At 77.3% G+C, this 13,357-nt stretch carries 13 protein-coding genes; 6 read left to right on the top strand and 7 right to left on the bottom strand.

Annotated elements, in window-relative coordinates; all coding sequences use genetic code 11:
* Window positions 1-23: 23 nt before the first annotated feature.
* A complete protein-coding gene (locus AC0IVP_RS14775; RefSeq protein WP_056288722.1) occupies window positions 24-434 on the top strand; it encodes an NUDIX hydrolase in 411 nt (136 codons plus the stop codon).
* A gap of 41 nt (window positions 435-475) precedes the next feature.
* Here the strand turns inward: AC0IVP_RS14775 and AC0IVP_RS14770 are convergent, their stop codons facing one another.
* Entirely contained in the window at window positions 476-982 is a 507-nt protein-coding gene (locus tag AC0IVP_RS14770; protein ID WP_471757463.1) for a MaoC family dehydratase, read from the bottom strand.
* A 106-nt stretch (window positions 983-1,088) separates the two neighbouring features.
* Here AC0IVP_RS14770 and AC0IVP_RS14765 point away from each other — a divergent pair, with 106 nt between their 5' ends.
* Window positions 1,089-1,601 carry a hypothetical protein gene (locus AC0IVP_RS14765; RefSeq protein WP_235564342.1) on the top strand — a complete coding sequence of 171 codons (513 nt, stop codon included), beginning with the start codon at window positions 1,089-1,091 and terminating at the stop codon, window positions 1,599-1,601.
* The gene (locus AC0IVP_RS14760) at window positions 1,598-2,572 is read left to right on the top strand and encodes an MFS transporter permease (RefSeq protein ID WP_162245523.1); all 975 of its coding nucleotides are present in this window, start codon (window positions 1,598-1,600) and stop codon (window positions 2,570-2,572) included. Before AC0IVP_RS14765 ends, AC0IVP_RS14760 begins: the two co-directional genes overlap by 4 nt.
* A gap of 26 nt (window positions 2,573-2,598) precedes the next feature.
* Here AC0IVP_RS14760 and AC0IVP_RS14755 read toward each other — a convergent pair whose 3' ends face one another.
* Complete coding sequence (locus tag AC0IVP_RS14755) at window positions 2,599-2,892, bottom strand: WXG100 family type VII secretion target (RefSeq protein ID WP_056288727.1); 294 nt, start codon at window positions 2,890-2,892, stop codon at window positions 2,599-2,601.
* Window positions 2,893-3,043: 151 nt separating this feature from the next.
* Between AC0IVP_RS14755 and AC0IVP_RS14750 the strand changes: the two genes are divergently transcribed.
* Window positions 3,044-7,162: an FtsK/SpoIIIE domain-containing protein gene (locus tag AC0IVP_RS14750; RefSeq protein WP_471757461.1), complete on the top strand. Its 4,119-nt coding sequence runs from the start codon at window positions 3,044-3,046 to the stop codon at window positions 7,160-7,162.
* 32 nt (window positions 7,163-7,194) lie between these two features.
* Here the strand turns inward: AC0IVP_RS14750 and AC0IVP_RS14745 are convergent, their stop codons facing one another.
* The 4 genes from AC0IVP_RS14745 to AC0IVP_RS14730 all read right to left on the bottom strand — a co-directional run bounded on the left by AC0IVP_RS14745 (window position 7,195) and on the right by AC0IVP_RS14730 (window position 11,370).
* Window positions 7,195-7,707 carry a DUF6912 family protein gene (locus AC0IVP_RS14745; protein WP_471757459.1) on the bottom strand — a complete coding sequence of 171 codons (513 nt, stop codon included), beginning with the start codon at window positions 7,705-7,707 and terminating at the stop codon, window positions 7,195-7,197.
* 52 nt (window positions 7,708-7,759) lie between these two features.
* A complete protein-coding gene (locus AC0IVP_RS14740; RefSeq protein WP_471757457.1) occupies window positions 7,760-9,220 on the bottom strand; it encodes a WS/DGAT/MGAT family O-acyltransferase in 1,461 nt (486 codons plus the stop codon).
* 96 nt (window positions 9,221-9,316) lie between these two features.
* Window positions 9,317-10,597, bottom strand: a complete 1,281-nt coding sequence (locus tag AC0IVP_RS14735; protein ID WP_471757455.1) for an AAA family ATPase — start codon at window positions 10,595-10,597, stop codon at window positions 9,317-9,319.
* Window positions 10,597-11,370, bottom strand: coding sequence for an SAF domain-containing protein (locus tag AC0IVP_RS14730; protein WP_471757453.1), 774 nt, complete (start codon window positions 11,368-11,370; stop codon window positions 10,597-10,599). Before AC0IVP_RS14730 ends, AC0IVP_RS14735 begins: the two co-directional genes overlap by 1 nt.
* Before the next feature lie 215 nt (window positions 11,371-11,585).
* On the opposite strand from AC0IVP_RS14730, the gene AC0IVP_RS14725 reads away from it, so the two are divergent.
* Window positions 11,586-11,852 (top strand): helix-turn-helix domain-containing protein, encoded by a 267-nt coding sequence (locus tag AC0IVP_RS14725; protein ID WP_056288741.1) that lies wholly within the window; start codon window positions 11,586-11,588, stop codon window positions 11,850-11,852.
* 25 nt (window positions 11,853-11,877) lie between these two features.
* Here AC0IVP_RS14725 and AC0IVP_RS14720 read toward each other — a convergent pair whose 3' ends face one another.
* Complete coding sequence (locus AC0IVP_RS14720; RefSeq protein ID WP_471757451.1) at window positions 11,878-12,447, bottom strand: hypothetical protein; 570 nt, start codon at window positions 12,445-12,447, stop codon at window positions 11,878-11,880.
* 99 nt (window positions 12,448-12,546) lie between these two features.
* Between AC0IVP_RS14720 and AC0IVP_RS14715 the strand changes: the two genes are divergently transcribed.
* Window positions 12,547-13,287, top strand: a complete 741-nt coding sequence (locus AC0IVP_RS14715) for a hypothetical protein (RefSeq protein WP_082556528.1) — start codon at window positions 12,547-12,549, stop codon at window positions 13,285-13,287.
* The last annotated feature ends 70 nt before the right edge of the window (window positions 13,288-13,357 follow it).

Below are 13,357 nucleotides of genomic sequence, written 5' to 3'. Positions count from 1 at the left end.
TCAAGCACCGGCCGCATGCTGGGGTGGTGACGACGACCCGGGTGCCCTGTGTCGGAGCCGTCGTGCACGACGCTGACGGCCGACTGCTGGTGGTGCTGCGCGCGAACGACCCGGACCGGGGCTGCTGGTCGGTGCCCGGCGGGCGGGTGGAGGCCGGGGAGGACGACGCGGCCGCCGTCGTCCGCGAAGTCGCCGAGGAGACCGGTCTGGACGTCGTCGCCGGCGCGGTGGTGGGCCGGCTGGAGGTCACCGGCCCGGACCGGGTCTACGCGATCACCGACCTGGCCTGCACGCTGGTCGACCCCGCCCAGGTGCCCGTCGCCGGGGACGACGCGGCCGACGTCGCCTTCGTGACCCTGGCCGAGCTGACCGCGCGGCCGTGCACGCCGGGGCTGGTGGACACCCTCGGCGCCTGGGGCGTGCTGCCCGGCTGAGCCCACCCCGGCCGCCGGGGTGGCGGACGGGGTGGGGCGGCTCAGCGGCGGACCGGCTCCGGGCGGCCGGGCTGCTCGCCGCCGCGGGCCTCCCCGTAGGAGCGCTTGGGCACCATCACCTTGCGGCGGAACACGCACACCACGGTGCCGTCCTGCTTGTAGCCGATCGTCTCGACGTACACGACGCCCCGGTCGTCCTTGGACCGCGACTCCGTCTTGTCCAGCACGGTGGTCTCGCCGTAGACGGTGTCCCCGTGGAACGTGGGCGCCACGTGCCGCAGCGACTCGACCTCCAGGTTGGCGATCGCCTTGCCGCTGACGTCGGGGACGCTCATGCCCAGCAGGATCGAGTAGACGTAGTTGCCGACCACCACGTTCTTCCCGAACTCCGTGGTCTCCGCCGCGAAGTGGCTGTCCAGGTGCAGCGGGTGGTGGTTCATCGTGATCAGGCAGAACAGGTGGTCGTCGTACTCGGTGACCGTCTTGCCCGGCCAGTGCTTGTAGACAGCGCCGACCTCGAACTCCTCGTAGTACCGCCCGAACTGCACGTGTCTGCTCCCGGTGTCGTCGTCGACTCAGTGGCTGGTGCGGTCCGGACGGGTCACCTGCGCGCGGGGCCCGGCCTGGACGTGGCGGCGATCCTACGATGGGCCGGTGCCCCGACCGTCCGCCCCCGAGCTGCAGCCCGACCGGCAGCCCGACGTCCAGGAGCCGGCCGAGGTGCTCCGGCTGACCACCACCGGCCGGCGTGCCCGGCTCGCCGCCGCGGCCCTGGTCCTGGCGCTGCTGCTGGGCGGCAGCCTGTGGGGGGACGACGACGAGTTCCCCTTCGGCCCCTTCCGGATGTACTCCACGCGGGCCGCGCCCGACGCGCCCGTCGTCTCCACCCGGGTGGTGGGGCTGACCGCCGCCGGGGACGAGGTCCGGCTCTCCGGGGGCGAGGTGGGCCTGCGCCGGGCGGAGTTCGAGGGTCAGCTGCCCCGCTTCGTCGCCGACCCCGCCCTGCTGGGGCTGGTGGCCGAGACCTACGAGCAGCAGCACCCGACCGACCCGGCCCTGGTGCGGGTCGAGGTCGTGCAGCGCCGCTTCGTCCTGGAGGACGGAGCCAGCACCGGGGCGTTCACCGACGACGTGCTGGTCGCCTACGACCTGGAGGGGACCCCGTGAGCCGGTCCACCGTCGACCGCTCGGCACCCGACCGCCCGGCGCCCGACCGTCCGGAGACCGCGGCGGCCGTGCCGCTGACCCCACGCTGGTGGACCCGCCCCGTGCCGCTGGCCCGGATCGCGGTCTTCCGGGTGATCGCCTACCTCTTCGTGCCCGTCGACGTCTTCGTGACGACGTCCTGGGTGCGCGCGCACGCCGACGTGCCGACGGAGTTCTACCAACCGCTGCTCATCGGCCGGCTGCTGCCACTGCCCACGCCGACGCACACCGTGGTGCTCCTCGTGCAGTGGGCGCTGGTGCTGGCCGCGCTGGCCGCGGCCTCGGGCCGGGCACCCCGCCTGCTGGGCTGGACGGTCTTCGCGCTGTACGCGGAGTGGATGGTCATCGCGATGAGCTACGGCAAGGTCGACCACGACCGGATCGCCTTCCTCGTCGCGCTGGCCGTGCTGCCCACCATCGGGCACGCCCGCTGGCGGGACCGGCGCTCGTCGGAGGCCGCGGGCTTCGGCACCGCCGCGGTCCTGGTCACCGTCATGCTCACCTACTTCCTGGCCGCCTGGGCCAAGATGCGCTTCGGCGGCTGGGACTGGGCGACCGGTTCCACGCTGACCCGCGCGGTCATCCGCCGGGGCACCGACCTGTCGCTGTGGACCCTGGACGTGGCCTGGCTGCTGCCCGCTGCCCAGTGGCTGATGCTGGTGTTCGAGTTCGCCTCGCCGCTGGTGCTGCTGGTGCGCAGCGACCGGGCCCGGGCCGGGCTGGTGGCCTTCCTGCTCGGCTTCCACGTGATGGTCTACGCCGGTGTCGGGATCGTCTTCCTGCCGCACTGCATCGCGATCCTGTCGATCCTGCCGTGGGAGCGCCTGCGCGGGGTGCGGTTGCCGGGGCGGGCCGACACCCCGTCGACGGACCGGGACGGTGCCCGGCCGCCTGCCCCCGACGTCGTCCCGGGAGGCCGGGACGGGGGCTGAGCCCCGCGTCCCGACCGACCCGCCGCTCAGATCATCGCGCCGATCCGGGCCGCCATCTCCGCCTCGTGCTGCTGGTAGGCCCCGGCCACGTCGGTCAGCAGCGTGCCCATGCCGGTCAGTGCATCGCTGATGCTCTGGCTCGACGCGCGCCACTGCTCGTAGAGGGCCCGGAACTGCTGGGCGGCCTGGCTGTCGGTCCACCCGTCGGTCACCCCGGCGTCGATGGACGCCGACAGCGTGCCGAGCCGGGCCGACTGGTCGGCCGCCTCCCCCTGGCACTGCGCGGACATGGCCTGCAGGGTCGCGATGTCGACCTTCACGGTTCCTCCTCTGGTCCGGGCACCTCCCGGTCCGGGCCGACGCTAGGGACCCGGGCCGGCCGGCGGGCCCCGTCGTCCACAGGGCCGGCGACCGTCCACAGATCCCGTCCGGGCCCCCCACGGAGGGCCCGCGGCGGCCACCCTCGTCCGCGTGTCCGCACCCACCACCGAGCCGCCCGCCGACCGTGAGAGCGGCGTGCGCTGCTGGACGCTGCACTCCTCCGACGGCGCCCGGGACGTCGTCGTCCGGGCGCCGGGGCACGCCGTGCTCGGCGACCTGCTCCCGGCGCTGCCCGGCGGGGGGCTCTGGGCCGGCTCCCGCACCCTGCGGGCCGACACGCCGCTGACCGACCCCGACCTGGCGCACGGCGCCGAGCTGGGGCTGGGGCGTCCGGGTCCGCGCACCACCCCGGCCACGGGCGCCCTGGAGCTGCACGTCGCCGGGGGCCCCGACGCCGGCCGGGTGCTGCCGCTGACCCGGGGCCGGGTGACCGTGGGCCGCGGACGGGGCCGCACGTTGGCCCTGGACGACCCCGACGTGTCCCGGCACCACGTCACCGTCGCGGTGACCGGCACCGGGGTGACGGTGGCCGATGCCGGCTCCTCCAACGGCACCCACCGGGCCGACGACGGGCACCCCCTCGACCCGGCCCCCCTCGGCCCGGCCCCCCTCGGTGCGGACCCGCTCGGTGCGGACCCGGAGCCCTGGCACCTGGGCACCCTGGTCCGGCTGGGGGCCAGCAGCCTGCGGCTGGCCGCGCCCGGCGGTCGGCCACTGCCGGTGACCCCTGCCGCCGGGGGCCGGCTGGCGGTGCGACCGGCCCGCCGTCCGGTGCCCGCCGCCCCCGCCGTCGTGGCCGTGGCGGTCCCCGCTGCCCCGACCGAGCGACCGCGCCGGGCCCTGGCCTGGATCGCCGTCGCGGTGCCGGCGGTGGCGGGCGTGCTGATGGCCTGGCTGCTGTCGGCGCCCCAGTTCCTCTTCTTCGCCCTGCTCAGCCCGGTGGTGGCGCTGGGCACCTGGACCTCGGACCGGTGGTCGGGACGCCGCGGGCACCGCCGTGCGGTCACCGACCACGCGCTCGCCCTCGTCGACGTCGAGGTCCAGGTGGCGGCCGCCGTCGCGGCCGAGGTCGCGGCCCGCGAGCAGGCCGCACCCGACCTGGCCGCGTTGCTGACGGCCGCCCGGCGCCGCAGCGACCCGCTGTGGGGACGCGGGCACGGCGACCGGCGGGCCCTGGTCGTGCGACTGGGCAGCGGCCCGGGCGCCACCGGCGTCACCCGGCTGCTCGAGGGCGCCGTGGTCGAGCCGACGCACCACCCGCACCTGCCGGTGGCCCTCGACCTGCGCGGGGGCGGACTGGGCGTCCAGGGGCCCCGGGAGGCCGGGCTGCGGACCGCCCGGGCGCTGCTCTGCCAGGTGGCCGCCCTGCACCCGCCCGGTGACGTCCGGGTGGAGCTGCTCTGCCCCCCGTCGACCGCCCGGGACTGGGCTTGGGCGCGGTGGCTCCCCCACCTGGGCACCGGGCCGGGCGCGCCCGGCACCCTCCGGCTGGTCGTCGTCGACCTGCCGGTGGACGCCTCCGCCGTGCAGCAGGTGCGGGAGCTGCGGGCCGCCGGGGCCTCCTGCGTGGTGCTGTCGTCGGAGCCCACACCCCTGGACGCCGACGGATCGCCGGTGCTGGCCCTGTCCGGCGAGACCGGCAGCGCGGGGCGGCTGTCGCTGCCCGGCGAGCCCGACAGCGAGCTCACCGTGGACGGCGCGTCCACGGGCACCGCAGCGGAGCTCGCGCGGCAGCTCGCCCCGCTCTGCACCCCGGCCGCGCCCGGCGGGCTGCAAACGGGGGTGCGGTGGCGTGACGTGGCACCGCGACGGCCGTGGTCCCGGTCGCGCTCCACCCTGACGGCGACCCTCGGCGTCGGGCCCCGCGGACCCGTCGAGCTGGACCTGTGCGCTGCCGGCCCGCACGCCCTGGTCGCCGGCACCACCGGGTCGGGCAAGTCCGAGCTGCTCCGCACCCTGGTGCTCGGCCTGGCCGCGGCACACCCGCCGGACCGGTGCAGCCTGCTCCTGGTCGACTACAAGGGCGGGTCGGCCTTCGCCGAGGCGGCCGCGCTGCCGCACACCGTCGGGCTGCTCACCGACCTGGACGGCGCCTCGACCGCCCGCGCCCTCCGGTCGCTGACCGCCGAGCTCACCCGCCGGGAGACGGTCCTGGCCGAGCACGGCGTCCGCGACCTGACCGCGCTGCCCGAGGACGTGCTGCTGCCCCGGCTGGTCATCGTGGTCGACGAGTTCGCGACGTTGTCTGACGAGCTGCCCGGCTTCGTCCCCGGCCTGGTCGGGATCGCCCAGCGCGGCCGGTCGCTGGGCGTGCACCTGGTGCTGGCGACCCAGCGGCCCGCCGGGGTGGTGAGCCCGGAGATCCGGGCCAACTGCACGGTCCGGCTCTGCCTGCGCACCACCGACGAGTCCGGGTCCCGGGACGTGCTGGGCCTGCCCGACGCCGCCTGGCTGCCGGTCGACACCCCGGGGCGGGCACTGCTGCGGGTCGGCGCGGAGAGCCCCGTGCCCGTCCAGGTCGCCCGGGTGGCCGTCCCCACGGCCACCGCGGCCGGGGACGTCGCCGTCGGCCCGTGGTCGTGGCCGGCGCCGCCCCGGCTCCCGGTGGCTCCCGCGGCCCCGGACGGTGGACCCACCGACCTCGCCGCGCTCGTCGCCGAGCTGACCACCCGGGCGGCGGCGGCCGGGCTCGGGTCACCACCCCGCCCCTGGCTCCCCCCGCTCCCGGACCGGGTGCCCCCGCGGGCCGGACCGGCCCGCCCGGGACCGGTCGTCTGGGGGCTCCGCGACCGGCCCGACCAGCAGGCCCAGGACCCGCTGCTGCTCGACCTCGCCGAGGGCGGCAGCTGGCTGCTGCCCGGCGGCCCGGGCAGCGGGCGGACCACCGCGCTGCGCACGGTGCTCGGCGAGGCGGTGCACGCCCTGCCGCCGGAGCGGCTGCACGTCCACGTGGTCGACCACGGCGGGGGGACGCTGGCCGCGGCGGCACTCGGACTGCCGCACACCGGCACGGTGCTGGGGCGCGACGACGGCCACCGGCTGGTCCGGCTGCTGACCCGACTGCAGGAGGAGGTCGACCGGCGCCGCGCGGACGGCACCCCCGGCGCACTGCAGCTGCTGCTCGTCGACGGGGTGGACGGCGTGCTGACCGCCCTGGAGGAGCTGCTGCCGGGCACCGGCACCGGGCTGCTGCTGAGGCTGGTCCGCGACGGGGCGGCCGTCGGCCTCACCACGGTGCTGACCGCCGACCGGGTGCTGCCCGGGGGCCGGCTGGCCGCCGCGGTCGGACGCCGCCTGGTGCTGCCCTTCGCCGACCGGGCCGACTACGTGGTCGCCGGGGTGCCGGCCCGCGCCGTGCCCGGGCACCGCCCGCCGGGCCGTGCCCTGTCCGGCGAGGACGCCGACCTGGTGCAGCTCTCCCTGCCCCGGCCGCTGTCGTGCGCCCCCGGGCAGGTCGCCGACCCGCGGCGGATCCGCGTGGTGGAGCTGCCCGCCGACCCCCGCCTCCCGGTCGGGGACGGCCCGGTGAGCGGCTCACCCGTCGTCGACCTCGGCCCCGGCGGCGACGGAGGCGAACCGGTGCGGGTGGACCTGGCCCGCAGCGGTGGCCTGCTGGTGTGCGGGCCGGCCGGGTCGGGCCGGACCAACACGCTGGCCGCCCTGGCGGCCCGGTTGCTCCGCTCCGGCACGCCGGTCGCCGCCCTCGTGCCCCGGGCGGACAGGACCTGGAACGCGGCCGGCGGCCCCGCCCCCACCGCGGACCTCGCCGGCTGGGCCGCGGGGCTCGGCGGACGGGTCGGCGTGCTCGCCGTCGACGACCTGCACCTGCTGGACGACGTGACGGCCGACCGGGTCACCGCGCTCTGCCGTCCCGGCGGCGCGGTCCTCCTCCTCGCGGCGTCCACCGCCGCCGACGTCGCGGCGGCCTTCCGCGGACCGGTGGTCGCGTTGCGCCGGGCCCGCAGCGCGCTCGTGCTGCGCCCGGGCCGGGGCGACGCGGAGCTGCTGTCGCTGCGGCTGCCGCGGGCCCCGCTGCCCGTCCGGCCGGGGTCGGGCTGGCTGGCCACCGACGGCACCATCACCCGCGTCCAGGTCGCCCGGGAGCCGGTGCCGGTGCCAGTGCCGGTGCCGGTCGTCCAGCCGCGGGCCGGGGTGCGGACAGCACCACCCCCGGCCGGCACCCGGGGCGGCCGGCACCGCGCCGCGTGAGAGGCGGGTCCCGCCGACGCCCCACCCCGGACTCAGAGCAGGTCGAGCGCCGGCCCGATCTCCTGGGTGGCGTACCAGGCCAGCTCGTGGCCCTCGGCCTGGTCGACGACGAACTGGGCGTCCTCGCTGCCCAGGTCCGCCTCCAGCACGACCGACACCGCCTTCCGGACGTCGGCCTCGGCCTCGGCGACGTCGATGTGGGCGCTGGCGATGTCGGCCGCGGTCAGGTCGGCGTCCGTGCGGGCCGCCCCCCGGTCGGTGTCGGGGTCCCCGAGCGGGGTCACCGACCCGTCGGTCACGTCGGCGGCCAGCACCACCCGGCGGCGGGCGGCACCCGGGTCGACGTCCACGAGCCGCAGGCTGGCCCGGGCCGCGGCCAGCAGCGCCGCGTACTCCAGCTCCTCCTGGTCGACGTCGGAGTCCGACAGCTCGTAGAACGAGCGCAGCTCGGGCGTCACGGCGAAGACCGTGTGCGGACCCACCAGCCGCCCCTCGTCCAGGAACTGGCGCAGGACGGTGGTCGTCGCCGGCAGGTACACGCGCACGCAGGAACTCCTCGATCGGTGGTCGGACAGACCGCCCAACGTACGGGGGCGGTCAGACCATCCCCTGGTCCCCGGCAGCCGGGGCCGGGCGCGGCACGACAGGGGTCGGCCGCACCGTCTCGACGAGCTGGCCGACCTCCTGCTCGATCAGGTCGGCCAGCACCTCCACGTCGCTGACGGAGTCCCGGTCGGCGTTGAGCCCGAAGTAGACGGTCCCGTCGTAGCTGGTCAGCCCGATCGCCAGCCCCTGCCCCTGGGCCAGCGGGACGACCGGGAAGACCTCCAGCATCCGGGCCCCCGCCGCGTACAGCGGGACCTGCGGGCCGGGCACGTTGGTCACCACCAGGTTGAACAACCGGCGGGACAGCCCGCTGGCCGCCCGTGCCCCCAGCGCGTGCAACGTGGGCGGCGCGAAGCCGGAGATGGCCACCAGGGTGTCGGCCCCGACGGACTGGCCGCTGCTGGAGACCCCCCGCATCGCGTAGCCGATCCGGGCCAGCCGCACCCGCGGGTTGGACTCCCCCACCGGCAGGTCCACCAGGAAGCTGGACACCCGGTTCCCCGGGGCGTCCTCGTCCTCCCCGGCGCCGCCACGCACCGAGACCGGCACCAGCGCCCGGACCGAGGTGGACCCGACGACCGGTTCGCCGCGGGACATCAGCCACTCGCGCAGCGCGCCGGTCACCGTGGCCAGCAGCACGTCGTTGACGGTGCCGCCCAGCTCCTTGCGCACCGCCTTCAGGTCGTCGAGGTCCGCCCGGGCCACCGCCACGCGGCGCTGCCGACCGATCGAGCCGTTGAGCGGGCTGGTCGGGGCCGGCCGCACCGTGGTCCGGGCCAGCGCCTGCAGCACCGTCCCGGCGGTGCCCAGCAGCCGGCCGGCCGTGGCCCGGACGTCCCCGGCCGCCGTCCGGACGGTCTCCACGACCGCGGTGGGCCGCTGGACGTACTCCTCGACGGCCTCCCAGACCAGCGCGGCCGGTCCCGGCGGACGACGGGGCCGCCAGTCGTCCGGCGGGGCAGGACGGTCGGCGGGCACCGGGGCGTCGTCCAGGATGACCTGGCCGATGTCGATGGCGCCCAGGCCGTCGACGAGCGCCGGGTGGGTCTTGGTGACCACCGCGATCCGGTCGCCCTCCAGCCCCTCCACCAGGTACATCTCCCACAGCGGCCGGGCGTGGTCCAGCGGGCGGGCGGTGAGCCGCGCGACCAGGTCCAGCAGCTGCTCCTGGGTGCCCGGGCGGGGCAGCGCGGAGCGCCGCACGTGGTAGGTGACGTCGAAGTCGGGGTCGTCCACCCAGGCCGGGTTGGCCAGGTGCCCGGGCACCTCGACCACCTTCTGCCGGTACCGGGGCACCAGCGGCAGCCGGGAGCTCACCAGGTCGACGAGGTCCTCGTGGTCCAGCCCCCCGCGCGGGGACTCCAGCACCAGGACACCCCCGACGTGCATGGGCGTGTCCGCGTCCTCCAGGTAGAGGAACGAGGCGTCCAGCGAGGTCAGGCGGTCGACCACAGTGCTCCCTCCGTCGCAGGTCCCCAACCTACGGGCGCCACGTGATCGAGGACACCCGGCACCGCTCGGACCGGCCCCTCGCCGGACTGCGTGCGCTCAACCTCGGCGCCGGGCACCCCGTCGGGCCGGCGCCGGCACCCCGGCCAGCTCGGCGGCCAACCCGCGCAGCGCCGTGCGCAGCGGCGACCGCTCCGCCACCTCGGCGAGCGTGCGACCGGCCGCCAGGGCGGCGTCGGTGGCCCTGCGGTCGGCCGGCAGGAACCCACCGACCCGGGTGCCGGCGAAGCGGCTGAGCGCGGCCGCGATCTCCTGCTCCGGGTCCCCGGGCACCGGTCCGCGGCGGACCTGGTTGACGACCACGACCGGCTCGACGTCGGGCAGCACCTCGCGCAGGTGCCCCAGCGCTCGGACCGTCCGCTGCAGCGCCACCGGGTCGGCGCCGCTGACGCACAGCACGGTGTCCGCCTGCTCGAGCACGGTCGTCGTCGCCCCGTTGCGGCGGGGGGCTGCGGTGTCGAAGGACAGCTCCTCGTCCTCCTCGACGCAGAAGGCGCAGTCCACGACGGTCAGCTCGGACAGCCGCCGCGCCTGGTCCAGGACGGTGGCGACGGCCTGCGGACGCAGCTCCGGCCACCGTTCGGCCCGGGCCAGCCCGGTGAGGACCCGCAGCCGGGGCGACACCGCCCACGCCAGGCGGGCCAGCCGGGCGACGTCCAGCGTGCCGGCCGTGGCCTGCCGGGCGGCCGCCGCGACCCCGGGCGCCTCGTCGAGCAGACCCAGCACCTGGGCGACCACCCCGCCGTAGACGTCGGCGTCCAGCAGCAGCGTGGAGACGCCCAGCCGGGCCGCCTCGTCGGCCACCCCGACGGCGACCGTGGTCCGGCCCGGCGCCCCGGTCGGGCCCCAGACCGCCACGACCCGGCCCCGGCCGGCCGGGCGGTCTGCGGGGTCCTCGGGCACGCCCAGCGCGGGCAGCGCCGCCCGCGGGTCACCGACGTCGCGCCCGGTCGCCGGTGCCCCGGTGACCGCCTCGCGCAGCGCGGTCGCGATCCGGGCGGCGTCGGCGTCGGCCGGGAGGACCCGGGACACCCCGAGCTGCCGGAGCCGTCCGGCGGCGTCGTCGTCCCCCGGCTCGACGAGACCGACGACCGCGACCCCGGCGGCCAGCAGCCGGGACACCGCGTCGCCGTCGAGTCGACGGAGCTCGGCGGACAGCAGCGCCGCCTGACCGACCCCGGTCGCCGCCGCGGCCAGCAGGTCCGCGACGTCGACACAGCGGCGGACCACGGTCACCCCGTGGTCGGCCCGGTCGAGCGCGCCGACGAGCTCGGACTCCCAGGGCGCCCCGGTGACGGCGGTGAAGACCTGCAGTGCCATCAGCCGGTCGGCCCGGCGGTGGCGGGTGCGACGGGGGTGGCGGCCGGGGCAGGGACCGTCGCCGAGGCCGTGGCCGGGGGCACGCCGGGCGCGGGCGTCGGTCCGGCGTCCAGGGCGTCCCGGACGACGACCACCAACGCCCGGCCGCCGATGCCGGCCAGCACCTCCTGCACGTCGTCGGCGGCCACCGCGACCACCACCTGCACGGTCGTCGTCGCGGTGGACAGCACGCCCTCCCCACGGCCGGAGACCGCCTGCACCGGAGCACCGCCCACGACGAGGGACACGTCCCCGGCGACCTGCCCCGCGCCGGCCGCGGGGTCGGCCACCGCGTAGACGTCGATCAGCTGGCCCCGGGCCAGGCTCGGCGGCACGTAGCCCGCCTGGACCGGGAGCGCCAGCTGCACCAGCTCCGACGCCGGGTCCAGCGCCGCACGCGGCAGCAGGTCGCCGGCGGACACGGAGCGACCGAGCACCTGACCGGCGGGGCGGGTCGTCGTGGACAGGTAGGAGCCGGCGGCGTCGTCCAGCCGCACCGAGACCGCCACCAGGTCCTCGGCGCTGAGCACGGTCCCGGCGGCCAGGTCCCCCGAGGCGGCCCACACCGGGACGGTCGCGTCGGCGGCGGTGACCACCCGGGCGCCGACCAGGACCGAGCCCAGCACGAGGAGCACCCCCAGCACCAGCCGCAGGTCCAGCCACCGGGGTGGCCGGACCCGGCGCGGAGCCGGCCCCGCGATCTCCTCGGGGGCCGTCGTGGTGCCTGTCGTCATGCCGCTCCCCGGTGGTCGACCCGACCCGTGCGGTCGGTGGCCCGACCGCCTCCGGTGGCCGATGGGGTCACTGACCTGCGATCGGACGCAGATGATGCCGTAGGAGACCCTTCGCGTGCGGTCGCTGTCCACACCCGGGCCTGTGGACCCACCCCACGGGGGCAGCGCCGGACTGCCACACTGGGGCCCATCTCTGGAGGGAGACGACCGACCCGATGGCCACCCAGCGCTTCCTGACCCTCGACGACGTCGCCGAGATCCTCAACGTCTCGTGGGCGCAGGCCTACGCCCTGGTGCGCCGCAAGGACCTGCTGGCCATCCAGATCGGTGGCCGTGGCCAGTGGCGGGTGGAGAAGGACGAGCTCGAGCGGTTCATCGAGCAGAAGTACGCCGAGGCCCGCGGCAGCACGCCCCCGTCGGCGTCGGCAGCCCGGTCCGACGCCGCGGTCGACGTCGAGGCCGAGGTCCCCAGCCAGGGCTGACCCGTCCGGGTCGGACGCGTCCGGCTCAGCCCGACGCGGGCACCTCCCCGACGAGCGCCGCCACCGCCTCCAGCGGCACGAGCCGCACCTGACGCACCGCGCTGCGACGTCGGGGCTGGTCCAGCGGGTGTTCGGCCAGCTCCAGGAAGTCCGCGCCCACCCGGTCGACCGTGCCGGTCAGCACCGTGCCCTCGTCGAGCAGGCACCGGACCGGTGCCCGGTCGCGGGCCAGCGCCCGCACCGACCGCCGCAGGTCCCAGGCCCGGGCGACCGGTCCGTCGTCCTCCCCGGGCCCGGTCTCGCGCCCCGGCCCGGCGACGGCTCGGACGGCTGACCGGGCGACCAGGACGTCGCGGCGCTGGTCGTCGACGAGCAGCAGCCAGTCGACGCCGATGTCGGCCAGTCGACCCCGCAGGTCACCCGCCCCGCGACACGTCAGCAGCACCGGGTGGCCCACGGCGCCGCGCAGCCGGTCCACGAGCAGCACCCCGCCGGCCTCGGCCCTCGCCCGGGACCCTGCCGACGCCTGCACGGCCGCCTGCTCCTCGACGTCGAACCGTGCCTCGAGGTCGGCGAACAGCTGTTCCCAACGCATGGCGCGGAGCCTAGCTCGTCCACAGATCATCGCGTTTGGTTGTGTTTGGTGTGTCCAGTCGTGTTCAGTGCTGTTCATGACGACGACGAGGTGGTGGGCGTGACGGTGCGCCGGTGGGCGTCGACGACGCTGGCGATGGCCCTCGTGGGAGCGGGGTTGCTGACCCTCGCCCCGGACCTCGAGCTGGTCCGGGCCGCGGTCGCCGGCCCGCAGGCACTGGCCGACAGCCGCGGGCCGGACAGCCTGGTCGTGCTGCTGGCCTGGGCGCTCGCCGCGTTGACGTGGGCCTGGGGTGTGCTCGGTCTGCTCCTGACCGGCCTGGGGACACTGCCCGGCGTCGCCGGTCAGGTGGCCCGGGTCGCCGCGGTCGCGGTGGTGCCGGCGACCCTGCGGCGCGCGGCTGCCGTCGCGGTCGGGCTCTCGCTGGTCGCCGGCCCCGCGGCCGCGGCGACGGGCCCGGCGGCAGCGTCCGCCACCGTCACCGTCACTGCCGCCTCCACCGAGCAGGCGGCGCCCGCGGCTGGGGCCCCCGACTGGCCGGGGACGGCACCGGCGACCGAGCAGGCACCGGCCGTCGACCCCACCCCGGGACCCGGCTCGGACCCCGTCCCCGACTGGCCCGACGCCCACCCTCCCGGGGCGCACGTGGTGGTGCGCGGGGACACCCTCTGGCACCTCGCCTCCGACTGGCTGGTCGACCGGCACCCGGGATCGCCGCCGTCCCCCGCGGCGGTCGCCGCGGCCGTGCACACCTGGTGGCAGACCAACGCCGACGTCATCGGTGCCGACCCCGACCTGCTGCTGCCGGGCCAGGTCCTGCTGCCCCCGGCAGCGCCGTGACACCGCCACCGGTCACGGCCGCAGCGCCCGCACCTCCCCCGCCGACGGCCCGAACGGCCCGGCCCACGCC

The sequence above is a fragment of the Klenkia sp. AC732 genome (assembly GCF_979256525.1).
The sequence above is the reverse complement of the archived record's forward strand: the minus strand, read 5'-3'. Positions and strand labels throughout refer to the sequence as shown.

Bases quoted from the DNA above. Each gene is read 5' to 3' on its own strand.
- AC0IVP_RS14720 (WP_471757451.1), bottom strand. From the start codon at position 12,447: ATGCGTTGGGAACAGCTGTTCGCCGACCTCGAGGCACGGTTCGACGTC.
- AC0IVP_RS14735 (WP_471757455.1), bottom strand. From the start codon at position 10,597: ATGGCACTGCAGGTCTTCACCGCCGTCACCGGGGCGCCCTGGGAGTCC.
- AC0IVP_RS14725 (WP_056288741.1), top strand. From the start codon at position 11,586: ATGGCCACCCAGCGCTTCCTGACCCTCGACGACGTCGCCGAGATCCTC.
- AC0IVP_RS14730 (WP_471757453.1), bottom strand. From the start codon at position 11,370: ATGACGACAGGCACCACGACGGCCCCCGAGGAGATCGCGGGGCCGGCT.